We start from the raw sequence: 23,862 nt of genomic DNA, 5'->3' as shown, positions 1-23,862 counted from the left end.
AAACTGTAACTTAATCTCTGCCACCAAAAATTTGAAGCGCCCAATATAATAATGATGCTAAGGCTCCAATAGCAGCTACTAAATAAGTTCTTGCAGCCCATTTAAGAGCATCTTCCGAACCTTTATACTCTTCTGGAGTTACCATGTTTTTTGCTTTTAACCAAGCTAATGCGCGGTTACTCGCATCATATTCTACAGGTAAGGTAATAAAGCTAAACAGTGTTGCAAAGCCCATAAAGACTAATCCCGCAACAGCCACCCAAAACCCTAAGCCTATGCCAGCAGCAGCGCCAAGAACTAAACCACCAATTACCAGCCACTGCGACATACCAGAAGTTACACTTACCACAGGCACCAAAGCCGAACGCATTTGTAATGCACCATAAGCTTGCGCGTGCTGCACTGCATGACCACATTCATGTGCTGCTACAGCAGCGGCTGCGGCATTACGCTGGTTATAAACCGATTCACTTAAATTAACCGTTTTATTTTTAGGATTATAATGATCTGTTAATTGTCCTGCTGTAGACATTACCTCAACGTCGTAAATACCATTATCGGCTAGCATTTTTTCGGCAATTTCTTTGCCGCTCATACCATTACGCAATTGTACTTGCGAGTATTTTTTAAATTTTTGTTTTAATTGATTACTTACCAACCAACTTACTAAGGCAATACCACCTATTAATATATAATATCCAAACATACTATTCTATTTTCTCGTGTAAATTTAGAATAATATTAGCAAATAATAAGCCAAAGTTACGTTAAGAAAATTTGTCAGTTAACAGATGTATTCTCCCAACCAAAAGCTTCTGAAATTTCGTTATAAACTACTTCTCCTTCAACTATATTTAGTCCTCTAGCAAGGGGTTTATCATCTTGACAAGCTTGCTTCCAACCTTTATCAGCCAACTTTAACACATAAGGTAAAGTTACATTAGTTAATGCCAAAGTTGATGTATAAGGAACAGCGCCAGGCATATTAGCAACACCATAATGCACGATATCATCTACAATAAACGTTGGGTTTTCATGAGTGGTAACCTTTGTGGTTTCCATACAACCACCTTGATCTACTGCTACATCAACTAAAACGGTGCCTGGTCGCATAATCTTTAACATGTCTTTTGTAATTAATTTAGGTGCTTTAGCTCCTTTAATAAGTACGCCACCAACTATTAAATCGTGTGTTTGTATGTGTTTCCTAACATTAAACTCATTTGAAAATTCAGTTACTACATGACTTGGCATCACATCGTTTACATAACGTAATCGCTTCATATTAACATCTAAAATTGTCACGTGAGCCCCTAATCCGGCAGCCATTTTTGCTGCTTGAATACCAACTACACCAGCGCCTAAAACCAATACTTTACCTGGTGGAACACCCGGCACACCACCAAGTAATACGCCACGACCTTTTATAGGTTTTTCTAAATATTTGGCACCTTGTTGAATGGCCATTCTTCCTGCCACTTCAGACATTGGTGTAAGTAATGGCAAGGTACCATCTTCATCCTCTACAGTTTCATAGGCGATACAAATAGCCTTACTTTTTAGCATGGCTAACGTAAGTGTTTCGCTAGATGCAAAATGAAAATAAGTAAACACTATTTGATGTGGCTGAATTAAATTGTATTCCTCTTCAATAGGCTCTTTCACTTTAACAATCATATCGCTTGATTGATACACTTGTTGCATGCTATCTAAAATAATTGCGCCTACGTTTTCATAATCTGAATTAGAAAAACCACTTCCTTCTCCAGCTGTAGTCTGCACATATACCGTATGATGTCTTTTTGTAAGTTCGAAAACGCCCGCAGGTGTCATACCAACGCGACTTTCGTTGTTTTTAATTTCTTTAGGAATTCCAATGGTCATCTTTTTTGAAGGTTTAAAGATTATTGATTGGACTTAAAAATACAACCTAAATTTCAAAATACCTTTCTGTAAATCAGTATTTTGAACTTTTTAAGAGATTAATAATATAAGTGGTTTATTTTGAGGATTTCGCAATACTATCTTTCAATATTTGATAGACTAATTGTTTGGTTGGTTTTTGACCATTTATGGCTTGTTTAACTGTTTCGAACGTTACTTTAAAATTACAACCCGCCTTATAATTACTACAACCGTAAGCGGTTTTTCCTTTTAAAATAGTACCTTTTTCACATTTAGGACAATGCAATACTTCGGGACTTACTTCTTCTTTTTTGTTTTTTGATGATTTTTTCGGTTCTAATTTTAGGTTATAATTCTCATCAAATCTAATTAGCCCTTCTACTTTACCGTCATCGGTTTTAAACCCTTTTAAATTAATAGTAGAAGCTTTTTGAAGTAAACGTATCCACTGTTTTTCTGACACTTTTTTACCCATGAATTTAAAAGACAATACAAAATCGCATCCGTTATTATATCGGCTACACCCATAAGCCGTTTTTCCTTTTAATAATTTGGCTTGCTTACACTTAGGACAATCTTCGTTTAAAATACCTGCGGCTTCTATTTTTTTGGCTTTGGCCTTTCTCTGCTTTGTTGTCGTGGCATGCGAAATATTAGCGCGTTTGGTTTCGCTACGTACTTCGTACACCAAAGCATCGACCATACGTTTCATGTTTTTTATGAATGCTGCTGCACTAAAGGTGCCTTTTTCAATATCTTTTAGTTGTTTTTCCCAAGACCCTGTTAATTCGGCCGATTTTAATAAATCGTTTTGAATGGTATCTATCAATTGAATACCTGTTACCGTAGGTAAAACTTGTTTTTTATTGCGTTTTATATACTTCCTTTTAAACAAGGTTTCTATAATATTGGCTCGTGTTGACGGACGCCCAATACCATTTTCTTTCATCAAGTCTCGTAGCTCATCATCATCAACTTGCTTGCCTGCAGTTTCCATGGCACGTAACAAAGACGCTTCGGTAAATTGCCTAGGCGGTTTTGTTTCTTTTTCTAAGAATGATGGCTCGTGTGGGCCTTTTTCACCTTTCAAAAACGCAGGTAGTATGCCCGTTTCTTTTTTCTTAGCCTCTGGATTTTCAAATACAACTCGCCACCCTTTTTTTAGAATTTCTTTTCCCGTAGCCTTAAACATAATTTCGGCAGCACTTCCCATAACAGTTGTGTTAGACACCGAGCAATCGTCGTAAAATACAGCAATAAAACGTTTTACAATAATATTGTACACTTGTTGTTGATTTGGTGCCAATTGCGTTTCTATACCTGTAGGAATAATAGCATGGTGATCGGTTACTTTTTTATCGTTAAAGACCTTAGACGATTTTTTAATTTTCTTACCTAAAAGCGGATGTGTTAATTTGGCGTAATTAGTTAGTTTTTTTAGGATCCCTTCTACTTTTGGATACAAATCGCTAGGTAAAAAGGTGGTATCTACTCTAGGATAGGTCACCACTTTACGCTCATACAAACCTTGTACAATTTTTAAAGTTTCTTCGGCAGATAAGCCAAATTTGGTATTGCAATATACTTGCAGTCCTGTTAAGTCGAATAGTTTAGGCGCATATTCCTTACCTTTTTTCTTGGTAATCTCTTCTATAGTAAATTCACTTTCCTTGACTTTATTTGCCAAAGCTTCGCCATCTTCTTTTTTAAGAAAACGGCCTTCTTCGTAACTAAATAAGGTGTCTCGATATAAGGTTTGCAGTTCCCAATACGGTTGTGGTTTAAAATTTTCAATCTCTTTAAACCGATTAACCACCATAGCCAAAGTAGGTGTTTGTACCCGACCAATAGACAACACCTGTTTAAAACCGCCGTGTTTTAACGTATATAATCGCGTAGCATTTATGCCTAACAACCAATCGCCAATGGCTCTTGAAAAACCTGCATAGTACAAATTATCGTAATCGGAAGCTGGTTTTAGGTTTTCAAAACCTTCTTTAATAGCTTCGGTGGTAAGCGATGAAATCCACAGGCGTTTTACCTCGCCTTGATAGTTGGCCTCGTTCATCACCCAACGTTGTATGAGCTCCCCTTCTTGTCCGGCATCACCACAGTTTATAATAAGATCGGCTTTTTCAAATAAGGCTTTTACAATCTTAAATTGCTTTTGAACTCCAGAATTAGCGACTACTTTGGTTTCAAACTTTTCTGGTAACATGGGCAAATTGTTTAAATCCCATCGTTTCCAATACGGTTTGTAGTCATTAGGTTCTTTAAGAGTACATAAATGCCCAAAGGTGTATGTTACCGCATACCCATTGCCTTCAAAATAGCCATCGTGTTTAGTTTTAGCTCCTAAAACTGATGCTATTTCTCGTGCAACACTGGGTTTTTCGGCAATACAGACTTTCATGAATTGAGTTTAAAACAGGGTTCTAAAATAAGGTTTTTAGATAGTTTTTAAAAAACAGAATTGTCATTCTGAATTTATTTCAGAATCCATTTAGACCTACTCTTCAGTATTCTAGACCACCTATTTTTCCCGCTTTTTTATCCTACAACATTAACAATTTTACCTGGAACCACAATTACTTTTTTAGGCGTACGGCCTTGTAATTGTTCTTGCGTTTTTTCGTGCTCTAATACGGTTTTTTCTATTTCGTCCTTGCTCATATCCAAAGGAAGCTCGAGTTTAAAACGCATTTTACCATTAAACGAAATCGGGTATTCTTTACTGCTTTCTACCAAGTGCTTTTCGTTAAACTCTGGAAACGGTGCTGTAGCTATACTTTCATTATTACCAAGTGTTTCCCATAACTCCTCTGCAATGTGCGGCGCATAAGGTGAAATCAAAACAAGTAACTGTTCCAAAATAGTTTTACTTGTACACTTTTGCGCTGTAAGTTCGTTGACCGCAATCATAAATGTCGATACCGAAGTATTGAACGAGAAATTCTCGATGTCTTCTTCTACTTTTTTTATGGTTTTATGAAGCGTTTTTAGGTTGTCTTTTGTTGGCTCAGTTTCGGTAACTTTAAGACCATTGTTATCGTAGAACAATTTCCATAGTTTTTTAAGGAAACCGTGAACCCCAGTAATACCAGCCGTATTCCAAGGCTTGGCTTGCTCTAATGGTCCAAGAAACATTTCGTACAAGCGTAAACTATCGGCGCCATATTGCTCGCAAATGCTATCTGGGTTGACTACATTAAACCATCTTTTCGACATTTTTTCGACTTCGCGACCTACAATGTACTTCCCTTCTTCTAAAATAAATTCGGCATCTTCAAACTGTGGCTGCCATACTTTTAGACCTTCAACATCCACCTCATCTGAAGCATTTACTAAATTAACATCAATACGCAATTCTTCTACATCATAATCAGCCTTTAATCCCTTAGATACATATTTGTTTTCTCCCGAAACACGATACACAATAGCACTAGTCCCAAGTATCATCCCTTGGTTAATGAGCTTTTTAAACGGTTCATCAACACCAACAAAACCACGATCTTTTAAAAATTTGGTCCAAAAACGGGCATACAATAAATGTCCTGTGGCGTGTTCGCTACCGCCAATGTACAAATCGACATTTTCCCAATATTTAAGTGCGTCTTGGGTGGTAAAGGCTTGGTCGCGTTTGTCCAACACTTCCATATAACGGAAAAAGTACCACGAGCTTCCTGCCCAACCCGGCATGGTATTTAGCTCTAATGGAAAAACCGTCTCGTCGTCTATTAGCTCGTTACCCACAACCTCTGCGGTTTCACGATTCCACGCCCAAACATCGGCGCGACCCAATGGCGGTTCACCTGTTTCGGTTGGCAAGTATTTTTCGACTTCTGGTAAAGTGATTGGCAAATGTTCTTCGGCAATCATTTGTGGTTTTCCATTCACATAATACACGGGGAAAGGTTCGCCCCAATAGCGCTGACGACTAAATACCGCATCTCGCAAGCGGTAGTTGGTTTTTCCTTTTCCTTGCCCGATTTGTTCCAATTCGTAAATAGCGCGTTTGGTCGCTTTTTTGCTATTCATTCCGTTTAGGAAATCGCTATTGGCAATAATGGTGTTGTTTTTATCGGCAAAGGCTTCTTCAGAAATATCAACGCCTTCAAAAATATTAGGAATATCAATGTTGAAATGTTTTGCAAAATCGTAATCACGCTGATCGCCACAAGGCACAGCCATTACTGCTCCCGTACCGTAACTTGCTAACACGTAATCACCAATCCAAATAGGTACTGGTTCTTTAGTGAATGGATGCTCGGCATAGGCTCCTGTAAACACTCCTGAAATAGTTTTCACATCGGCCATACGATCGCGTTCGCTACGTTTTGCTGTCGCTTCTATATAAGCATCGACCTCAGCTTTTTGTTCTGGTGTCGTGATTTTTTGCACCAAATCGTGTTCTGGTGCGAGTGTCATAAAACTGACTCCAAAAATGGTATCGGGACGTGTGGTGAAGACTTCTATTTGATGAGAATGCTTCGCTTCGCTCGAAATAACGTTAAATGAGACGCTCGCTCCAACCGATTTTCCAATCCAATTACGTTGACTTTCTTTTAAAGAGTCGGTCCAATCTATGGTTTCCAAGCCTTGTAGCAAACGCTCAGCATACGCCGAAATACGCATACTCCATTGGGTCATTTTTTTACGTACTACTGGGTGACCACCACGTTCGGATACACCATTTACAATTTCGTCGTTTGCTAACACCGTGCCTAAAGCAGGACACCAGTTAACTTCGGTTTCGGCTAAATAAGTTAAACGGTATTGTAATAAAATATCTTGTTGTTCTTCAGAGGAAAAGCTATTCCACTCTTCAGCAGAAAACACCTCAACATCATCATCGCAGACCGCATTAATGTTTGCGTTTCCTTCCGCAGAAAATACGTCGGTTAATTCTGAAATGGGACGTGCTTGGTTCGCATCGTTGCAATAATACGATTCGAATAATTGGATAAATATCCACTGTGTCCATTTGTAATACGCTGGACTACTCGTGCGTACTTCACGGTTCCAATCGAACGAAAAGCCAATTTTATCGAGTTGCTTACGATAGGTAGCAATGTTGGTTTCGGTAGTAATCGCAGGATGCTGCCCTGTTTGAATAGCATACTGTTCGGCCGGCAATCCAAAGCTGTCATAACCTTGCGGATGCAATACATTAAACCCTTTGTGGCGTTTGAAACGCGCATAAATATCGGACGCAATATATCCTAACGGATGCCCAACATGCAGTCCTGCTCCCGATGGATAGGGAAACATATCCAAAACGTAATATTTAGGTTTATTGCTATAGTTATCGGCTTTAAACGTATGGTTTTTGGCCCAATACTTTTGCCATTTGGCTTCGATGTCGTTAAAATTGTATGTCATTCGATTGAATTTCTGCATTTTTGAAAGCGCAAATTTACAGTTATTATAACAATGTTGAAAGTTTCAACGTTATAAACCTTTAGGGTACAGAATAGTTTTATATTTTTACATCGCTAACTAGTTTTTTATGAGTTCATCTTTTGAAAGGTATCAGAAACGCCGATTAATTTCGTCGTACTTCTCGGTTGTATTAAGTATTGCCTTAGTTTTATTTTTATTGGGGTTATTAGGTTTATTGGTTTTAAATGCTAAAAAAGTATCCGACCATTTTAAAGAACAGGTTGTTGTCACCATTTATTTAAAAGATTCTGCCAAAGATGTTGAAGTGAAACAATTAGAAAAAAGTTTGGCTATGGCAGATTATGTAAAAGCTACCGAATATGTTTCTAAAGATCAAGCAGCCGAATTAATGAAAGCTGAAAATGGCGAAGACTTCATGGAGTTTTTAGGCTACAACCCTTTACAAAACTCGATTGATGTAACCATAAAAGCTGACTTTGTTACCGAAACACAACTTAAGTCTATTGCCGAAGAAACCACCACCAAATCTTTTGTTGAAGAAGTGCGTTATGATAGTGATTTAGTGACTTTAATGAATAACAACGTGCGAAAAATTAGTTTTTGGATCTTGGTTTTAAGTGGTGTATTTACCGTTATTGCTGTACTATTAATTAATAGCTCAATACGTCTTTCGGTATACTCTAAACGTTTCACCATAAAAACCATGCAAATGGTTGGTGCTACAAAACGTTTTATACGCAAACCATTTGTTTGGAAAAGTGTTCGCTTAGGTATTATTGGCGCTATTGTTGCCATGGGAGGCATGGCTATTACGTTGTATTATATAAATAAAACCTTTCCTGAATTAGACTTTTTAAGCAATCGTATTTTAATAGGTGGCTTGTTTGCTATTATATTTCTTTTAGGTATTGTTATTACTTGGATAAGCACGTTTATTGCCACCCAACGTTTTTTAAACTTAAAGACCGACCAACTTTACTATTAAAACACGCAATAGGCTCCGCGTTTAAGCGTTAATACGTTATTAACTAACAACTTAATTTACATGAAAAAAAGTCATATTGTTCTTATTATCGTGTTTTTTTGTGTAGGCTTTTTTGGCTTCATTTTTATTAAATCTTTATTTGTTGATGATACTATAACAGTCGACTCTTGCGTTACTGAACGCGAAAAAATCACTAAGATTTCTAAAGGCACATCAAACGATATTGTGTTTGAAGCGGCCTCTGGAGACAAATACTACATTAATCGCGGTTTAGATCATGGCTTAAATTTAGATTCTCTTAACGCTAAAGTTTTAAATAAAACTGTTACTTTGCACTTAGCGAAATTGTGGTTAGGCACTTCGGAACATATTGCACAGCTACAAGTAGACAACAAGATTATCTATACAGAATTTGACTAATTATGGGAGAACAAAAACGCAAAGAGGCTACTAAAAACGATTTTATCTTCGGAAGAAAAAACTACAAGTTTATGTTTATTGGGCTTTTGGTTATCGCATTAGGCTTTATTTTAATGTCTGGCGGCGGCAGTGAAGATCCTAATGTGTTTAGTCCCGATATTTTTAGTTGGCGACGTATTCGTTTAGCACCTATGTTGGTCCTTATAGGGTTTGGCATTGAAGTTTACGCCATTTTATTAAATCCGGATAAGGATTCGAAAAAATAACGTCTTTATTTTTAACATCATTCTTTAGAATTGATACTTTTGCCCTATGGATGTTATCGATTCAATTATTTTAGGCATTATACAGGGATTAACCGAATTTTTACCAGTATCGTCTAGTGGTCATTTAGAGCTTGGAAAAGCCATTCTTGGCGACCACTCTGTCCCCAAAGAAAGTTTACTTTTTACCGTTGTGTTACATTTTGCTACGGCATTAAGTACCATTGTTATCTTTAGAAAAGATATTGCACTTATTTTAAAAGGACTTTTACAATTTAAATGGAATGACGACCTACAATTTTCGTTAAAAATTATTGTTTCCATGATTCCTGCTGTTGTTATTGGTGTGTTGTTCGAAGACCAATTAGAAAGTCTTTTTGGTGGTAATATTCTACTCGTTGGTTTTATGTTACTTGTTACCGCCATTTTATTATTCTTAGCTGATAAAGCCAAAGACACCAATAAAAAAGTAAGCTTTAGCAACGCCTTTATTATTGGTGTTTCGCAAGCTATTGCCATGTTACCTGGCATTTCCCGATCTGGAGCAACAATTTCAACATCTGTATTATTAGGCAACGATAAAACTAAAGCCGCTAGATTTTCCTTTTTAATGGTCGTTCCGCTTATATTTGGAAAAATTGCTAAAGACATTTTAAGTGGCGAACTTGCTTTTGATAGCGCTAACACATTATCATTAAGCCTTGGATTTCTTGCCGCTTTTATTTCTGGACTTTTTGCTTGCACTTGGATGATTGCCTTAGTACGTAAAAGTAAGCTGACTTATTTTGCGCTTTATTGTGCCATTGTAGGACTAATTGCTATTCTTTTTTCATTTATTAATTAACTATGACAACAGCTGAAGATTTTAAAAACGGACAAGTTTTACTAATAGACAAACCCTTAGAATGGACCTCCTTTCAAGTAGTAAACAAATTACGTTGGGTTATTAGAAAAACTTGCAATATTAAAAAGATTAAAGTTGGACACGCTGGCACTTTAGACCCTTTAGCAACTGGGCTTTTGGTGATTTGCACTGGGAAGATGACTAAACAAATCAACACGTTTCAGGGGCAAGAAAAAGAATATACTGGCACCTTTGTTTTAGGAAGCACAACACCATCTTACGATCTTGAAACCGATATAGACAATACGTTTCCTACCAATCATATTACAGAAGCACTTATTCACGATACTACCAAACAATTTGTAGGTGAGATTGAACAATATCCCCCTATTTTTTCAGCTATAAAAAAAGAAGGCAAACGTTTATACGAATTTGCTCGTGAGGGTAAAGACGTTAAAATAAACCCTAGAACAATTACTATTTCGGAGTATGAGATTACTAATATTGATGGCAATAATATAAACTTTAGAGTAGTTTGCAGTAAAGGAACTTACATTCGTTCTTTAGCTCATGATTTTGGAAAGGCGCTAAACTCAGGTGCTCATCTTTCTGCACTAAGACGTACTCGAATTGGTGATTTTTTAGTTGATAATGCCATTACCCCTATGGCTTTTGAGGAATCGTTAACAACCAAATAAGCATTATTTACGTATATTAGAATGCACACACCTACTTATGTTAGGGTAAATTGATGTTTTTTTGAATTTTAATAACAAACAAAAGGCCTTACTACTTACCTGCTTAATTTCAGGTACCGTTTTGCTTTCTTTATTTAGTTTTCATATAAAGAAACAGACCGAACTTATGGCTGAAAGTTATTATGAAATTGACCCTGAAAAGTTTTTTGAAGAAGACGAATTAACACAAACTCCAGAAGAAAACACCAATACACCAGAAACCAACAAAGCTTTTAACGAAACTCAAGAATACAAGCGTTTTGCACAAGCCTATCAGCCTATAGAACCTCCCAAAGATTACGAATATACACCTTCTAAAAACTTAGCAGAGAGCACAACGCAAACACCGCAACAAGAAACCTCATCTGGTATTGATGACGATGTATTATCATCTTACAATAGCGTGAATAGTGTTCTAAAAAAACATCGAAGCGCTCCAAGCGAACAATCGGCAAATAAGAATAGTTCTATGCACTATTCGTTAAAAGACAGAACACATGTGTTTTTACCAACACCTATATATTTATGCGAATCTGGTGGTAAAATTATTATCAATATTACCGTAAACAGTAAGGGACTTGTTACTAAAACCTATGTTAATGGCGCAACAAAAAGTACCAACGAATGCTTAAAACAACATGCGTTGGAGTATGCTAAAGAAGCTAAATTTAGCCCTGATGCGAATAAGTCTTCGCAATTAGGCTCCATCACTTTTTATTTTAAAGGAAAACATTAACAGGTAAAAGATTAATTAAATCTTTTACAATGGTTTGTCCTTTATCTTTATTATACCACAATTGTAAATCTTCTTTAAACTCTGGTGTTAACGTTCCATGAGTTTCCTTATAATCGTTTACCATTTGTGTTGCTGCACTAGGTCTTGGCCCAAATGTACCAATAACATCGTGCGATTTAGCATCTAGCATAATAAGTTTAGGTATTGAGCGCCCACCATTGGTTAAAAATAAATCCATTAACTCCAGGTTTTCATCTCTAAGCACAACTCTTAAGTTTATATTATCACTTAATTCTGCTACCTTATTTATGACTGGCATAATATGAGCTGCATCGCCACACCAACTTTCTGTTAACACCAACCAAATAACTTGATTATTAAATGCCTTAACCGTTTCTTTTTGACTTTCGGTAAGATGTAACTTTTTATTCCATCGTGCCATTCGCCTTTGGTTTAAAGCCGTGTAATTAACCAAAGCTTCTGTTTTCTCTGGTCCTGTTGTCGAGTTAGTCAACGTCAAATTATCTACCAAATTGATATACTCTTGGTAAGACATGCTGGTTTTTAAACTATTTTCTATAATCTGTTTCATGGGTATTAACTTAAATGCTAGTCAAAAGTAAGTTCAGTAATCTTTAATTTCTATGACTTATGTCATAAACTATGTCTATCTTTATTAAAGAAACTTACATTTTTAAATTCACATGGAGAAACATAGATGTGGCTGGTGTGTTGGCGACCCTTTATACGAAGCTTATCATGATAACGAATGGGGTGTTCCCGTTTATGATGACGACACCCTTTTTGAATTCTTAATTTTAGAAACTTTTCAAGCAGGCTTAAGCTGGATTACCGTTTTAAAAAAGCGCGATAACTTTAGAAAGGCTTTTGATGATTTTGATTATAAAAAAATAGCCCAGTATGGACAGGGTAAAATTGATGAATTACTCCAAGATGCTGGCATTATAAGAAATAAGCTTAAAGTACGTGCTACAGTTACAAACGCACAAGCGTTTATAGAAATACAGGAAGAATTCGGGAGTTTCAGCAAATACATTTGGAATTTTGTTGATGGCAAACCTATTACTAATGCTTGGAAAAATTATAAAGATGCTCCTGCTACCACAACATTAAGCGACACGCTAAGCAAGGACTTAAAAAAACGCGGGTTTAAGTTTGTAGGATCGACTGTTATTTATGCCCATATGCAAGCTACTGGTATGGTAAACGATCATGAAGTTGATTGTTTTAGATATAATGAAGTTTAAACTTACAAATAACTCAAAAACACCTCTCTATCTATATTTTCTGCTCCTAAACGTTCTAAATGGTTGGTATGTACTTGGCAATCGATTAGCTTATAATTAGTTTTTTGAATAAAGGTGACAAATCCAACTTTGCTAGCATTACTTACTTTAGAAAACATACTTTCGCCGCAGAATACACCATTTCCTATATCTACACCATACAATCCGCCAACTAATTCATGGTCTAACCAAACCTCAACCGATTTGGCATACCCTAATTCATGTAATTTGGTATAAGTTGTTATCATATCGCGTGTTATCCAAGTGTCTAATTGTCCTTCTCTTTTGATTGCTGCGCAATTCTCTACAACCTCTTTAAAAGCCTTATTAGTGGTTACTTGAAACCCTTTATTCCTTATAACTTGTTTCAAGCTTTTTGAAATTTTTAGTTTTTCTGGAAACAAGACAAATCTAGGATCTGGACTCCACCACAATATAGGCTGATCGTCTTCAAACCAAGGGAAAATACCACTTTAATAGGCTAACAATAGTCTATCAATCGATAAATCGCCACCAATAGCAAGCAAGCCCTCTGGAGTCGCTAAACTTACCTCTGGAAATTCTATGGCTTTGGTAAGTACTATCATAATAATAGAAGTCCGCCAAGAAACACCATGACGCCAACAACCATCATAATAAGTGTATATGGCAGAATTTCTTTAGCTTTTAATTTTGTTATTCCTAATAATGGCAGTGCCCAAAATGGTTGTAGCATGTTGGTTATTTGGTCGCCATAAGCTAACGCCATGATTGCTTTTGGTAAAGGCACTCCTAATTTCAAGGCAGACTCGATAACTATTGGTCCTTGTACAGCCCATTGTCCGCCACCGCTTGGCACAAAAATATTGACTAGTCCAGCACTAAAAAAAGTGAAAATGGGTAAGGTTGTTTCGTTTGCAATAGACACGAAAAAATCGGAAATCATAACCACCATTCCGGTGCTTTTCATAATACCCATTATACCAAAATACAATGGAAACTGGATTAATATTCCTGACGCGCCTTTTATGGCTTCTTCAAGTGCTTTTAAAAAACTATTAAAAGAGCCATGAAGTATAATTCCCAGACCTAACATAAAAAAATTAAGCATGTTAGGTGTAATTTGAAATTGCATTAAACTGCCCCAATATTGATACAAAAAGGCGATTAAAATTAATCCGCCAAACCCTATGGACAACCATTTTGAAGAATCAAGTTGTTCCGCTCCTTTAAGATTATTTTTTGCTTTTGTGGTAAACTGATACCTTTCTAAATTAATTACAGTAGGCGACGTGATTTTTGCCACTTTAGAAAGCACAAGAGGTATAGCAATTAGTAAAATGGCAAACAGCAATAAATTAGTCCCACTAAAAACAGTTTGATTAAAATTTATGCTTTCGGGTAATTTCACTAACATTTCAGCAGAAGAAATATTAGCCATAAAGTTTTTAATATGATTAGTTTCAGACACTTTTATTAATGCCGAACCACTAATTCCTCCATGCCAAACCATTAATCCTACATAACCAGCAGCACCAACTAAAGGATAGTTTAAAGGTGTTTTTGTGTCTTGAGCTTGCTCGCCAATTTTCCGTGCTAAAATAGCGCCAAAAATTAAGCCTAACCCCCAATTAAAAAACGCCACTAACATTGTTGTAACACTTACTAATACAACAGCTTTTTGTGTTGTGTTGGCATAAGTTGTAATGCTTGTTATTAATCTATTAACAGGTTTACTTAGCACCAAAATATGACCTAAAACTAAAATAAGCATCATTTGGTAAGCAAAAACCAACAAACTATTGTTCCATATACCACTTTCCCAATACGATAGAATTTCTAAAACATGGTTATCACCTGTTACTGGTTTTGTTAATACTAATGCTAGAATTACCGTAAGTAGTGTTAATAGTACGGCAATGGTAAACGGTGATGGTAAATAGCGTTTAAATAGTGTTTCTATAAATTTTGCAATCTTCATAAATAAAAAAAGACCTAAAAAAGTAAACTTTAATAGGTCTAAATGTAATGGTTTCTGTTGTGTTATTAAAACGGAAGATCGTCGTGTTCATCTTCGTTTAAATCGTTAGCAGGCTCAAAAGCATCAGCTGGTGGTACTGGTGGAACATTTTGGGCTCCTTGCTCTTGTTGTAACGTTTCAATTCTCCATCCTTGTATAGAGTTAAAATATTTTGTTTCCCCTTGTGGATTTACCCACTCACGTCCTCTTAAGTTAATATTTATTTTTACTTGTTGTCCTACTTGAAAGTTGTTTAATAAATCGGTTTTGTCTTGAACAAACTCTACCATTAAATGTTGTGGGTATTGCTCTTCTGTTGTTACCACAACCTCGCGTTTTCTAAATCCGTTATTACCAAACGTCTGCGTTTCTCCAATAAGTTTAATTCTTCCTTGTACTTCCATCTTTTCTATTTCTGTTATTTATGATAATAAAATTTTCCATGCGCTTTGTATGTCTCCAAAGCTTAAATAATTATGTGCTAATTTATGTTTTTCTCTATGTGAGGCTTCCGAAATATTTGGATAACGTTCGCTAACCTCTTCTATAAATGTTTTTACTTCGGCCGTTGTAGGTAGTTTTTCTACGTTTCCTAACATCCCTAAATCGTTTCCTGTTAAAATCATACTGTTTTTTATATGCTCAGGAAAGCTGTCGACCCCAATTCCTAAAGTTGATAATGGCTTCGGAATTTCAAAAAAGCCTTTTTTTGCACGACTGTAAAAACTTCCTCCAGCACGTGCTACTAAATCTAGTTTTTCTTGGTCGATAATACCTTCCTCATTTAACATCTCGTCTTCAATATGCAACTTTACTACCTCGCATATTACTAAATTTCCAGCACCGCCTTCGGTTCCTAGTTTAATAATATCGTTCACTTTACACTCTAATTGTACAGGTGATTCTGCCACACGAAATGGCTTTACAATATCCGATTGTAACATGGTTAATCCAGCTTTATCAAACTCGTTAATGTTTTCTGGATATTCGGTACTGCTTAATGACATTTGATGCACAATGTCGTAATTTACCACATTAATAACCACTTCTTTAGTTTCTTCAACATTCTCAAGAGTGTGTTTGGTGGTATTGTTTCTAACGCGCCTTGCTGGTGAAAAAATTAAAATGGGCGGATTAGCACTAAAGACATTAAAAAAACTAAACGGTGATAGATTGGGGTTTCCATCTTTATCAACAGTACTTGCAAAAGCTATAGGTCTTGGTGCCACAGCACTAAGCAAATAGCCATGTAACTTTCCTGTAGATAGGTCTTTAGGTTCAAATGAAATCATTTATACAATTTATTTTCGCAAATGTAACCAATCCTTTAGTGAACAAAAAATGATTTGGAACTCTGTAACACAATATTATTAACAGAATTACATTATATTTCAACATAAAAGTTTTACGATGGTTTTTTCTAAGTATCGCAACCTTATACGCTGGGTTATTGTATTTATTTCGTTTGTTATTATTTCGCTTATTTTATGGAATACATATGTGTTTTTTCAAAAATTTAAGGCTGAAGAACGCATGAAAATGGAAAACTGGTCGTTTGCGCAGAATGAGTATTTAAAAATTATAGAATCGGTTTCCCTTAATGACAATATTACTTCTACCAACCTTGACTTAATTTGGAAGATTTTAGGCAGTAATAACACAACACCTATGGTCGTTATTAATCAAGATTCTACAGTAGCCACATTTAGCAATATAAAAGCAAACTCTTCTACCGATGCGGTTACTAAAGAGGATACTATTTATGTGAATCGGCATATAAAACGCTTAGTAACACAATTTAGTAAAGAAAATGCTCCAATAGCCATTGGTTACGAAAATCAAACACTGTATTATGGCAACTCGCCTTTGTTAAACAAATTAAAGTATTATCCGTTAGCCTTAGTGTTAATTATTGTATTGTTTGGTGCGGTTGTTTACTTTTTTTACCGAAGCACAAAAATTGCCACACAAAATAAACTTTGGTCGGGTATGGCTAAAGAAACCGCACATCAAATAGGAACGCCGTTATCGTCGTTAATTGGCTGGACCGAAATTTTAAAGACTGAAAACACCAATCCGGAATATATTACAGAAATTGAAAAAGATATAAATCGCTTACAAACTATAACCGAACGCTTTAGTAAAATTGGTTCTGTACCAACCTTAGAGAAAACCGATATTGTACAAGAAACCATTACTTCTTACGATTACCTTAAAGCACGTGCTTCTAAACTTATCCATTTTGAAATTGTTGCACCTAATGAAGAAATTTATGTAAATTTAAACAAACAGCTTTACAGTTGGGCCATTGAAAACTTGGTAAAAAATGCTATCGATGCCATGAAAGGCAAAGGAAAGCTTAGTATTGAAATTCTTCAGTTAGAACAATTTGTAAAAATAAGAATAACAGATACTGGAAAAGGACTTTCAAAAAACCAATTTAATACTATTTTTGAGCCCGGTTTTACAACCAAAAAAAGAGGTTGGGGATTAGGGTTGTCCTTGACAAAACGCATTATTGAGGAGTTTCATGATGGTAGAATAAAGGTTCTGCAATCTGAAATAAATAAAGGCACAACCATGCAAATTACATTAAAGTCGATTTAAAGCTTAAGATTATGGAAGAACGATTTTTTACAGTAAAAGAGGCAACATTAAACAATAATTGCCCTGAATGCTACAATAATACGGGCTTACATTTAACGTTTAAGCAAAAGTTTATTGAGACTAAACTTTACAAATCTATCACTAATGAGACATCTCAAGAAATTGAGTGTAAGGTTTGTAACACCATTATTTACCCGGCAAGATGGACCGACGATATTGACCGTGTGTACAATTACCACCAACGCGCTTTTATTCCTAAAAAGGCGTCTACAAAATTAAAACAATTAGCTTGGTTAATTATTGGTGTTTCAATTATCGTGGCTGCCGGAATTATTACAGCGCTTGTTTTATGGCAGTAGCAACCTCTTGAAATTCGTCTGGAGTTAAGGTATCTTTACTTGTAAATTTAGCATCTTCCATAGAACGCAGAGGAATTAAATGCACATGCACATGTGGTACTTCCAAACCAATAACCGACATGCCTACACGTTCACAAGGGATTACTTTTTCTATAGCTAAGGCAACCTGTCTGGAAAATGCCATTAACCCCATGTAAGTTGCTTCATCTAAATCAAAAATTTTATCGACTTCTTTTTTAGGAATACACAACGTATGTCCTTTAGAGTTTGGGTTTATATCCAAAAATGCAAAAAACTCATCGGTTTCGGCTATTTTATAGCATGGTATATCGCCATTAATAATTTTTGTAAATATAGAAGCCATTTGTAATAGATCAGTGTTAATATTCAATTAAATATAAAAAGAAATTCCTGCTAAATTAACTTAACAGGAATGTTTTTTCGTTTATTTTCTGTATAAATTTTTATCTTGAAATTTCAATAATCTCAAAATTAATCTTACCGTTAGGGACTTGTATTTCGGCTACGTCGCCTACAGATTTCCCTAGTAACCCTTTACCAATTGGCGAGTTTACCGAGATTTTTCCTGAGGCTAAATCGGCTTCACTTTCGGCCACCAAAGTATAGTTCATTTCCATACCATTGGCTTGGTTTTTAATTTTTACCTTAGAAAGCACTAATACTTTTGAGGTGTCTAATTGCGACTCGTCTATTAACCTAGCGTTGGCTAAGGTTTCTTCTAGTTTAGAAATTTTCATTTCTAATAAGCCTTGGGCTTCTTTGGCGGCATCGTACTCGGCGTTTTCACTTAAATCGCCTTTATCTCTTGCTTCTGCAATAGCTTGAGAAGCTTTAGGACGCTCGATATCTTTTAATTGATTTAACTCTTCTCTTAAATTTTTTAATCCTTCGGCTGTGTAATAAGATACGTTACTCATAACTTCATTTTTAAATTAATAATACAGCTTTTACCCTATATTCCAACAATTTTATGGACATTTAAAGCAAGATTTCTTTCAACATTCTTGTGTTATTTCAAGCTGTTTACTAGCCATCTAACTATGTGTATTAAAATACAAAAATCCCGTTTTCACGAGATTGTTACACAAATATACAAAATATTTATATCAGTTATCTTTTTTTGTAACTTACACCCAAAATTCATGCTATGAAAAATGCCTTGTTACTTGGTTTGTTTGCTTTCTTTTTTGTTACATCTTGTAGTAAAAGTGACGATGACAACGACAATAACCAAAATTTACCTAATGTAGCGTTTGATACGGGTACGTTAATTAACACTAACCTACCACAGTTTAACAACTTAACGTTTCCTAATAACCCTGTAGTAATAGACAACTCGGCTTATGGCATTAATGGTATTGTGGTTATGAATACGGGTAGCGGTTACAATGCTTTTGAAATAACCGATCCTAATCATGGTTTACGAACATGCTCTAAACTTACTGTTGAAGGGATTATTGCCACTTGCAATTGCGACGATGACAACTCTTATGATGTTTTAACAGGTTTAGGTAGAGAAGGTACGACAGGCCAATATGCGTTACGCCGTTACTTTGTTGAAGTAAATGGAAATATTATTAGGGTTTGGAATAATTAGTTCTAATCACAATTATCAACAAACTTGTAGTGCCACCGTTTTGTTGGATCTTTATAAGCCGGAAAAGTTTGTTTAAAAGTCATCTGTCTCAAACCATTGTCTTTTTTATACAAGCTGAAGTCTGTTTTGGTATTGTTCTGATTTAAATTTTGATTAAGCGGTTTAGAGCACCTTAAATTGCTTTCCAAACTTATTCCATTAACCATTACAGTTGGTTTCTGATTCCCTTTAACAAGACTGTTAAAAGCTATTGAATCTGACTTAAAGCCAAAGCTATCACTAGAACTTAATTTCAAGGATTTTTCTTGATCGAAAGGATTTTGAGCCAATAGCGTTATTGGCAATAGATACAAAACGATTAATATATGTAGTACTTTCATAGAAAAACTAAAAATCTCTAGAAAAAATCGGTTACTAAAATTACATAATCAAATTCGGGGTTACTTTTTGAGAAAGCAATAATCTCTTTGGCATCTTTAAAAAAAATATTCCCCATACTATGATTGTATATAAATATAATGATTTTATTTTCAATATTTTCTAATTGAAATTTTTCATCGAGTGAATTTTTAAAATGGAAGTTTTCAAAAAGTGCCTGTTTAGTGTTAGGCATTTTGTGAAATTGGAATGTTTCTTCGTCCTTTAAATTTTTTATGACCTGCTTACACCATAATTCTACCCCTTGATTGTCTTTAAACTGTAATTGATTGTTATTGTTATAAATTGTTCCAAAATAATAATAGTGGGCGTTGGAATGGAAAGCCATTAGAAATTGAAGTTTCGATTCAACGCTTGTTTCATCAATAAAGAAAACCTTATCTGGATTATGCTTTTTCGTTCAAATTTCTTTATGTAATAAGACTTCTCTTTTAATGGTTTATTGGTTCCGTAGATTACAGATGCCGTTTGCTTACATGAAAAACTAACAGCGATTAAAATCGCTGTTAGAAAAAACATTATTTTTCTTGTAAATAGCTTTACTTTAATTTCTTTTTAAAATTATAAAAAACATAAAGAAAAATAGTACAAGCAATGATGTAACCGATTAATATATATGTGTTTCCTAACAGTTTATCAGGAAATATAAAAAACATCAATGAGTTAAAAACATAAAATATTATAAATGCAGAACCAAATTTGCTTTGTAAAATTTTTCTGCGTTCTTTTGATTTGTCACTTTTCATAATATTAATTTTTTAATTACAATATTGATCATAACAGGCTGCACTTGCTGCAACTTGAACCGTTCCACACAACCATATGCAGGCTGGAATCCCTAATCCACCTGTAGTAGCTAAAGCTGTTGTATCACACCCAGCGTGACATAAAACTGCAGCTGCACCAGCTCCTGCGATACAAAGATTATATCTCCAACCACATTCAAATCCAATTACACTTCCATTTGCATCCGTTTTCTCAAGTACAGTCGCATAAGAATCTTTAATTGAGACTTCATCCAAATCTGGATAATCAGTTTGAATTTTCAACCAAGCTTCATTGAAATTTTCAACATGCGTAATGTAAGCTGAACTAACATCTTCATTAAAAATTAGGTTAACTTTACTTATTTGATTCTCATAATCGTAATTTAATGAATTCAATTCTTCTAATTCTAATTCCACTTCTGAAAGAGAAAGGTTGTTATTTACTATTACCTGATTAATAAAAGATTTAAAGCTCTCCATTTCAAGTACAAGATTTATAAAGTTAATGTCATCACTCAATCCAGATGAATTTTTATTCAGATGTTCATTCTCTTTAATTATACTATTATTTATATCTTCAGAATCATTATTCAAAGAACAGGAAAAGAATAAAATAGAAAAGAAAGACATTAAAGAATATCTCATTAATTTTTTCATAATACTAAAATTTAAACCAGTTAAGTTTTGGTTGATTAAACAAATAATTCGTTTAAGAAGTCTAAATTTTAGAAGCCTTTTATAAGAAGTCTTTTTAGCGCTATTAATTATAATACAAGGGGGAAAGATTAAAAACTAGCGCTAGTTATGTTGCAACAATTTTGCCTAAAAACCTATTTGAGAGACTTCTTACTTAACTCGCCTTGATTTTCAGACATTCCAAACCTAAAAAAAAAAAAAATCTATTTACGCAACAAATTTTTAATATTTTGTAACTTTCATCGAAAAAGCACTAAACACATTACGGTTTTTCCGTAAAAAAAGCCCAAACAAAGTGTTTGGGCTTTAGGTTAAGTTCGTACCAATAGAACTTAGAGAAACATAACGTTTAAAATTTTAACGTTGCGCCTAACAAAAAGTTAGCCGTAGCTTGTGGGTAATATCCTGCACCTTCTATAGTGGTTACTTGGTTAGGGTCTGTCCAAGTATCATCGTAAGTATAGTAATACCCGTTAGATATGTACTCTTTATCAAAAATGTTATTGGCCAATCCTGTAAACACAATCGATTTGAATATTTTATTCATTTTCAACTCGTAAGAAATATTAAAATCGGTTACAAAATAGCTGTCTAACTTCGATTTTTCTGCATCGGTATTACTCATAAATTGTTCACCTACAAACTTACTTAACAATGCCATTTGTAAGCCTTTTACAGGTTTAAGAACAAACGCATTTCCAGCAACTACTTCTGGTGAAAACGAGATATTAGTCGTTCCTAAATTTTGCAACTCACCATCTATATCAGCTACCATTTCCTTATTTTTATTAGAACTTAAGGTAACATTAGGGTGTATGGAAAACATATCGCTTATTTTTATTGCTGCATCAAGTTCCAAACCTAATCGGTAACTTTCGCCACTGTTATCACGTTGTGCGCTTCCTACATCATCCAATTCGCCAGTTAACACCAATTGGTCGTTATACAACATATAGTAGGCGTTGGCATAAATTCTGAAATTTTCATTATTATGTCTCCAACCCAATTCAAAATCGTTTAGCTTTTCGGGTTTAATATCTGGATTGCCTTTAAAATCGTCGCGGTTGGGCTCTCTATTGGCTCTCGCATACGAGAAATAGAAATTATTTTTATTATTCAATTCGAAGGTTACACCTGCTTTTGGGTTAAAAAACGTGTATGTTTCATCTACATTAAACGGTACTAAATCTGAAGAAATCCCCGTGGTTTCATAGGCTACATTTCTTACTTGTAAATCACCAAACAAACTCCAATTATCGTTAAATCGAACAGTTGCTTTTGCAAAACCACTTAAATCCTGCTTTTTTCCTACACCATCGTAATAACGGTCACGTATCTCGCTATCTGTTGCATAACGTGCCCAAATAACCTCACCAAAATGATCGCCTTCGTAATAACTATACGATCCGCCAAAAATTACATTCAACTTATTATCCTTGTAATTAGCATTGGCATTTACCACATAGTAATCGTTATCTAACCAACGTCTGCGAATTAAATCGGTGGTATTTACCGTTTCGCCATTAACGGTTAACTCCTCAAAACCATAATCTGAAAAATCTTCATCTTCTTTATATTGTTCAAAAAAGCCACGTCCTTGCGTATAGTTTAATGCGAGGTTTGTTGACCAATTATTGGCTATTTTTTGGTTCCAATGTAATTGATAATGATCCTGTTGATAGTCATCTACTTCATTATCGTAAAACTGTGTATTCCCATTCTCATCGGTATATTCACCAGCGGTATTATATGTTCTATCGTTTTCTAATTTTTCTAAATCTTCCAAGCCATTCCATGATTGATAGGTAACTTCTTTTCCTGAAAATGTAATGGCTTTTAATAAGGTTTTTTCACTTACATAAGCCGCTTGCAGATAATATGATTTAATATCTGAAGAAGCCCTATCAATATAACCATCCGATTTAATTTGCGATAATCGGCCAGCAATTTCAATATGGTCGTTAATTTTTCCTGTACTAAACTTTAAAGTATGCTTTCGGGTATTAAAGCTTCCAAACGAATTTGAAATTTCGCCATAAGCGGCATCCGAAACGGCATCGGTAAGCACATTAATACTGGCGCCAAAAGCTCCAGAACCATTAGTAGATGTACCAACACCGCGTTGCAATTGTAAACTTTCAACAGATGAGGCGATATCGCCTAAATTAACCCAAAACGTTCCTAAAGATTCGGCATCGTTATACGGAATCCCGTTAATTGTTACGTTAGTTGATTGCGAACTTACGCCACGCACACGAATACCTGTATAACCAACACCAGCACCAGCATCGGTTGTGGTAACCACAGAGGGCAAATAGTTTAAAAGCACAGGAATATCCTGCCCTAAATTGCGCTTTTCTATGTCTTCTTTAGTGACATTGGAATGTGTAATTGGTGAGGTTGCGTCTACTCTTACCGCTTTTACTAAAACTTCATCTAAGGTTTCAATTTTGGTAGAGTCTTGTTGTTTTTCTTGTGAAAACACACTGACTGATAATACAAACAGTGCTAAAAATGCGAATAGATTTTTCATTCGATAAAATAATTTTTGCCGAATAAAAAGAGGTCATTATTCTTTGTTAATAATACATTGTAATGTTGAATATAGCTTCTGTTCCGGATACAGAAACAAATATTCGTAATCCCTAAACAGCATTACCTGTTCTAGGTTCATTGGGTATGATCTCAGCTTTTTCAGTTAATAATTAAAAGTTTTACAACTAATAACTATCAACCAATTTAAGCACCCCTTTTTGAGAACGGCGCAAATTTAGGTAA

24 protein-coding genes, 1 pseudogene and 1 riboswitch are annotated in these 23,862 nt (G+C 35.1%); of the genes and pseudogenes, 10 read left to right on the top strand and 15 right to left on the bottom strand.

Annotation, left to right across the window (positions count from 1 at the left end):
* Positions 1-10: 10 nt before the first annotated feature.
* From R3L15_RS00745 to leuS, 4 genes are all read right to left on the bottom strand, one after another.
* Positions 11-706, bottom strand: a complete 696-nt coding sequence (locus tag R3L15_RS00745) for a zinc metallopeptidase (RefSeq protein WP_338732648.1) — start codon at positions 704-706, stop codon at positions 11-13.
* 74 nt (positions 707-780) lie between these two features.
* Entirely contained in the window at positions 781-1,884 is a 1,104-nt protein-coding gene (ald, locus tag R3L15_RS00740) for an alanine dehydrogenase (protein WP_338732647.1), read from the bottom strand.
* Between the two features lie 115 nt (positions 1,885-1,999).
* A complete protein-coding gene (locus R3L15_RS00735) occupies positions 2,000-4,318 on the bottom strand; it encodes a DNA topoisomerase 3 (RefSeq protein ID WP_338732645.1) in 2,319 nt (772 codons plus the stop codon).
* 137 nt (positions 4,319-4,455) lie between these two features.
* Positions 4,456-7,287 carry a leucine--tRNA ligase gene (gene leuS / locus R3L15_RS00730; RefSeq protein WP_338732643.1) on the bottom strand — a complete coding sequence of 944 codons (2,832 nt, stop codon included), beginning with the start codon at positions 7,285-7,287 and terminating at the stop codon, positions 4,456-4,458.
* A 127-nt stretch (positions 7,288-7,414) separates the two neighbouring features.
* Here leuS and R3L15_RS00725 point away from each other — a divergent pair, with 127 nt between their 5' ends.
* From R3L15_RS00725 to R3L15_RS00700, 6 genes are all read left to right on the top strand, one after another.
* Complete coding sequence (locus tag R3L15_RS00725) at positions 7,415-8,293, top strand: permease-like cell division protein FtsX (RefSeq protein ID WP_338732642.1); 879 nt, start codon at positions 7,415-7,417, stop codon at positions 8,291-8,293.
* A gap of 60 nt (positions 8,294-8,353) precedes the next feature.
* Positions 8,354-8,713 carry a hypothetical protein gene (locus R3L15_RS00720; protein WP_338732641.1) on the top strand — a complete coding sequence of 120 codons (360 nt, stop codon included), beginning with the start codon at positions 8,354-8,356 and terminating at the stop codon, positions 8,711-8,713.
* A 2-nt stretch (positions 8,714-8,715) separates the two neighbouring features.
* A complete protein-coding gene (locus R3L15_RS00715) occupies positions 8,716-8,979 on the top strand; it encodes a DUF3098 domain-containing protein (RefSeq protein WP_125466818.1) in 264 nt (87 codons plus the stop codon).
* Positions 8,980-9,025: 46 nt separating this feature from the next.
* Positions 9,026-9,820, top strand: a complete 795-nt coding sequence (locus tag R3L15_RS00710) for an undecaprenyl-diphosphate phosphatase (protein WP_338732639.1) — start codon at positions 9,026-9,028, stop codon at positions 9,818-9,820.
* A gap of 2 nt (positions 9,821-9,822) precedes the next feature.
* Positions 9,823-10,518 carry a tRNA pseudouridine(55) synthase TruB gene (gene truB, locus R3L15_RS00705; RefSeq protein WP_338732638.1) on the top strand — a complete coding sequence of 232 codons (696 nt, stop codon included), beginning with the start codon at positions 9,823-9,825 and terminating at the stop codon, positions 10,516-10,518.
* 166 nt (positions 10,519-10,684) lie between these two features.
* Positions 10,685-11,293, top strand: a complete 609-nt coding sequence (locus R3L15_RS00700; RefSeq protein WP_338732637.1) for a hypothetical protein — start codon at positions 10,685-10,687, stop codon at positions 11,291-11,293.
* Here R3L15_RS00700 and R3L15_RS00695 read toward each other — a convergent pair.
* Positions 11,277-11,885, bottom strand: coding sequence for a thioredoxin family protein (locus tag R3L15_RS00695; protein WP_338732636.1), 609 nt, complete (start codon positions 11,883-11,885; stop codon positions 11,277-11,279). The two genes, R3L15_RS00700 and R3L15_RS00695, sit on opposite strands and share 17 nt — an antisense overlap.
* 112 nt (positions 11,886-11,997) lie before the next feature.
* Here R3L15_RS00695 and R3L15_RS00690 point away from each other — a divergent pair, with 112 nt between their 5' ends.
* Positions 11,998-12,561, top strand: a complete 564-nt coding sequence (locus R3L15_RS00690; RefSeq protein ID WP_338732635.1) for a DNA-3-methyladenine glycosylase I — start codon at positions 11,998-12,000, stop codon at positions 12,559-12,561.
* A gap of 2 nt (positions 12,562-12,563) precedes the next feature.
* Here the strand turns inward: R3L15_RS00690 and aat are convergent.
* The 4 genes and pseudogenes from aat to R3L15_RS00670 all read right to left on the bottom strand — a co-directional run bounded on the left by aat (position 12,564) and on the right by R3L15_RS00670 (position 15,891).
* Positions 12,564-13,187: pseudogene (gene aat, locus R3L15_RS00685) on the bottom strand (leucyl/phenylalanyl-tRNA--protein transferase).
* On the bottom strand, positions 13,184-14,560 hold the full coding sequence (locus tag R3L15_RS00680; protein WP_338732634.1) for a TIGR00366 family protein: 1,377 nt from the start codon (positions 14,558-14,560) through the stop codon (positions 13,184-13,186). The pseudogene aat and the gene R3L15_RS00680 overlap by 4 nt, the downstream one beginning before the upstream one ends.
* Positions 14,561-14,625: 65 nt before the next feature.
* Entirely contained in the window at positions 14,626-15,003 is a 378-nt protein-coding gene (locus R3L15_RS00675) for a DUF3127 domain-containing protein (protein ID WP_338732632.1), read from the bottom strand.
* Positions 15,004-15,021: 18 nt separating this feature from the next.
* Positions 15,022-15,891, bottom strand: a complete 870-nt coding sequence (locus R3L15_RS00670; protein WP_338732630.1) for a flavin reductase family protein — start codon at positions 15,889-15,891, stop codon at positions 15,022-15,024.
* A 118-nt stretch (positions 15,892-16,009) separates the two neighbouring features.
* On the opposite strand from R3L15_RS00670, the gene R3L15_RS00665 reads away from it, so the two are divergent.
* The gene (locus tag R3L15_RS00665; RefSeq protein ID WP_338732628.1) at positions 16,010-17,206 is read left to right on the top strand and encodes a HAMP domain-containing sensor histidine kinase; all 1,197 of its coding nucleotides are present in this window, start codon (positions 16,010-16,012) and stop codon (positions 17,204-17,206) included.
* A gap of 11 nt (positions 17,207-17,217) precedes the next feature.
* Entirely contained in the window at positions 17,218-17,565 is a 348-nt protein-coding gene (locus R3L15_RS00660; protein ID WP_338732626.1) for a hypothetical protein, read from the top strand.
* Here R3L15_RS00660 and R3L15_RS00655 read toward each other — a convergent pair.
* Together R3L15_RS00655 and greA are read right to left on the bottom strand one after the other, a co-directional pair.
* Entirely contained in the window at positions 17,540-17,929 is a 390-nt protein-coding gene (locus R3L15_RS00655) for an HIT family protein (protein ID WP_338732624.1), read from the bottom strand. The genes R3L15_RS00660 and R3L15_RS00655 overlap by 26 nt on opposite strands.
* Before the next feature lie 100 nt (positions 17,930-18,029).
* Positions 18,030-18,503, bottom strand: coding sequence for a transcription elongation factor GreA (gene greA, locus R3L15_RS00650; RefSeq protein ID WP_338732622.1), 474 nt, complete (start codon positions 18,501-18,503; stop codon positions 18,030-18,032).
* 230 nt (positions 18,504-18,733) lie between these two features.
* Here greA and R3L15_RS00645 point away from each other — a divergent pair, with 230 nt between their 5' ends.
* Entirely contained in the window at positions 18,734-19,183 is a 450-nt protein-coding gene (locus tag R3L15_RS00645) for a hypothetical protein (RefSeq protein WP_338732620.1), read from the top strand.
* Positions 19,184-19,185: 2 nt separating this feature from the next.
* On the opposite strand, the gene R3L15_RS00640 is transcribed toward R3L15_RS00645, so the two are convergent.
* From R3L15_RS00640 to R3L15_RS00625, 4 genes are all read right to left on the bottom strand, one after another.
* The gene (locus tag R3L15_RS00640; RefSeq protein ID WP_338732619.1) at positions 19,186-19,563 is read right to left on the bottom strand and encodes a hypothetical protein; all 378 of its coding nucleotides are present in this window, start codon (positions 19,561-19,563) and stop codon (positions 19,186-19,188) included.
* Positions 19,564-19,580: 17 nt separating this feature from the next.
* Positions 19,581-19,949 (bottom strand): hypothetical protein, encoded by a 369-nt coding sequence (locus tag R3L15_RS00635; RefSeq protein ID WP_338732618.1) that lies wholly within the window; start codon positions 19,947-19,949, stop codon positions 19,581-19,583.
* Between the two features lie 430 nt (positions 19,950-20,379).
* Positions 20,380-21,045 (bottom strand): hypothetical protein, encoded by a 666-nt coding sequence (locus R3L15_RS00630; RefSeq protein WP_338732616.1) that lies wholly within the window; start codon positions 21,043-21,045, stop codon positions 20,380-20,382.
* 388 nt (positions 21,046-21,433) lie between these two features.
* Complete coding sequence (locus R3L15_RS00625) at positions 21,434-23,617, bottom strand: TonB-dependent receptor domain-containing protein (RefSeq protein WP_338732615.1); 2,184 nt, start codon at positions 23,615-23,617, stop codon at positions 21,434-21,436.
* A 92-nt stretch (positions 23,618-23,709) separates the two neighbouring features.
* Positions 23,710-23,845, bottom strand: a riboswitch (TPP riboswitch).
* Between the last annotated feature and the right edge of the window lie 17 nt (positions 23,846-23,862).

The sequence above is a fragment of the Mangrovimonas cancribranchiae genome (genome assembly GCF_037126245.1).
GTDB classification, from domain to species: Bacteria; Bacteroidota; Bacteroidia; order Flavobacteriales; family Flavobacteriaceae; genus Mangrovimonas; species Mangrovimonas cancribranchiae.
This window is presented reverse-complemented; position numbering and strand designations above follow the sequence as displayed.

Bases quoted from the DNA above. Each gene is read 5' to 3' on its own strand.
- R3L15_RS00735 (WP_338732645.1), bottom strand. From the start codon at position 4,318: ATGAAAGTCTGTATTGCCGAAAAACCCAGTGTTGCACGAGAAATAGCA.
- ald (WP_338732647.1), bottom strand. From the start codon at position 1,884: ATGACCATTGGAATTCCTAAAGAAATTAAAAACAACGAAAGTCGCGTT.
- R3L15_RS00720 (WP_338732641.1), top strand. From the start codon at position 8,354: ATGAAAAAAAGTCATATTGTTCTTATTATCGTGTTTTTTTGTGTAGGC.
- R3L15_RS00725 (WP_338732642.1), top strand. From the start codon at position 7,415: ATGAGTTCATCTTTTGAAAGGTATCAGAAACGCCGATTAATTTCGTCG.
- R3L15_RS00645 (WP_338732620.1), top strand. From the start codon at position 18,734: ATGAAAAATGCCTTGTTACTTGGTTTGTTTGCTTTCTTTTTTGTTACA.
- R3L15_RS00670 (WP_338732630.1), bottom strand. From the start codon at position 15,891: ATGATTTCATTTGAACCTAAAGACCTATCTACAGGAAAGTTACATGGC.
- R3L15_RS00695 (WP_338732636.1), bottom strand. From the start codon at position 11,885: ATGAAACAGATTATAGAAAATAGTTTAAAAACCAGCATGTCTTACCAA.
- R3L15_RS00710 (WP_338732639.1), top strand. From the start codon at position 9,026: ATGGATGTTATCGATTCAATTATTTTAGGCATTATACAGGGATTAACC.
- R3L15_RS00745 (WP_338732648.1), bottom strand. From the start codon at position 706: ATGTTTGGATATTATATATTAATAGGTGGTATTGCCTTAGTAAGTTGG.
- R3L15_RS00690 (WP_338732635.1), top strand. From the start codon at position 11,998: ATGGAGAAACATAGATGTGGCTGGTGTGTTGGCGACCCTTTATACGAA.
- R3L15_RS00675 (WP_338732632.1), bottom strand. From the start codon at position 15,003: ATGGAAGTACAAGGAAGAATTAAACTTATTGGAGAAACGCAGACGTTT.
- R3L15_RS00665 (WP_338732628.1), top strand. From the start codon at position 16,010: ATGGTTTTTTCTAAGTATCGCAACCTTATACGCTGGGTTATTGTATTT.
- R3L15_RS00655 (WP_338732624.1), bottom strand. From the start codon at position 17,929: ATGGCTTCTATATTTACAAAAATTATTAATGGCGATATACCATGCTAT.
- R3L15_RS00635 (WP_338732618.1), bottom strand. From the start codon at position 19,949: ATGGCTTTCCATTCCAACGCCCACTATTATTATTTTGGAACAATTTAT.
- truB (WP_338732638.1), top strand. From the start codon at position 9,823: ATGACAACAGCTGAAGATTTTAAAAACGGACAAGTTTTACTAATAGAC.
- leuS (WP_338732643.1), bottom strand. From the start codon at position 7,287: ATGACATACAATTTTAACGACATCGAAGCCAAATGGCAAAAGTATTGG.
- R3L15_RS00700 (WP_338732637.1), top strand. From the start codon at position 10,685: ATGGCTGAAAGTTATTATGAAATTGACCCTGAAAAGTTTTTTGAAGAA.
- R3L15_RS00640 (WP_338732619.1), bottom strand. From the start codon at position 19,563: ATGAAAGTACTACATATATTAATCGTTTTGTATCTATTGCCAATAACG.
- greA (WP_338732622.1), bottom strand. From the start codon at position 18,503: ATGAGTAACGTATCTTATTACACAGCCGAAGGATTAAAAAATTTAAGA.
- R3L15_RS00680 (WP_338732634.1), bottom strand. From the start codon at position 14,560: ATGAAGATTGCAAAATTTATAGAAACACTATTTAAACGCTATTTACCA.
- R3L15_RS00625 (WP_338732615.1), bottom strand. From the start codon at position 23,617: ATGAAAAATCTATTCGCATTTTTAGCACTGTTTGTATTATCAGTCAGT.
- R3L15_RS00715 (WP_125466818.1), top strand. From the start codon at position 8,716: ATGGGAGAACAAAAACGCAAAGAGGCTACTAAAAACGATTTTATCTTC.
- R3L15_RS00660 (WP_338732626.1), top strand. From the start codon at position 17,218: ATGGAAGAACGATTTTTTACAGTAAAAGAGGCAACATTAAACAATAAT.
- R3L15_RS00630 (WP_338732616.1), bottom strand. From the start codon at position 21,045: ATGAAAAAATTAATGAGATATTCTTTAATGTCTTTCTTTTCTATTTTA.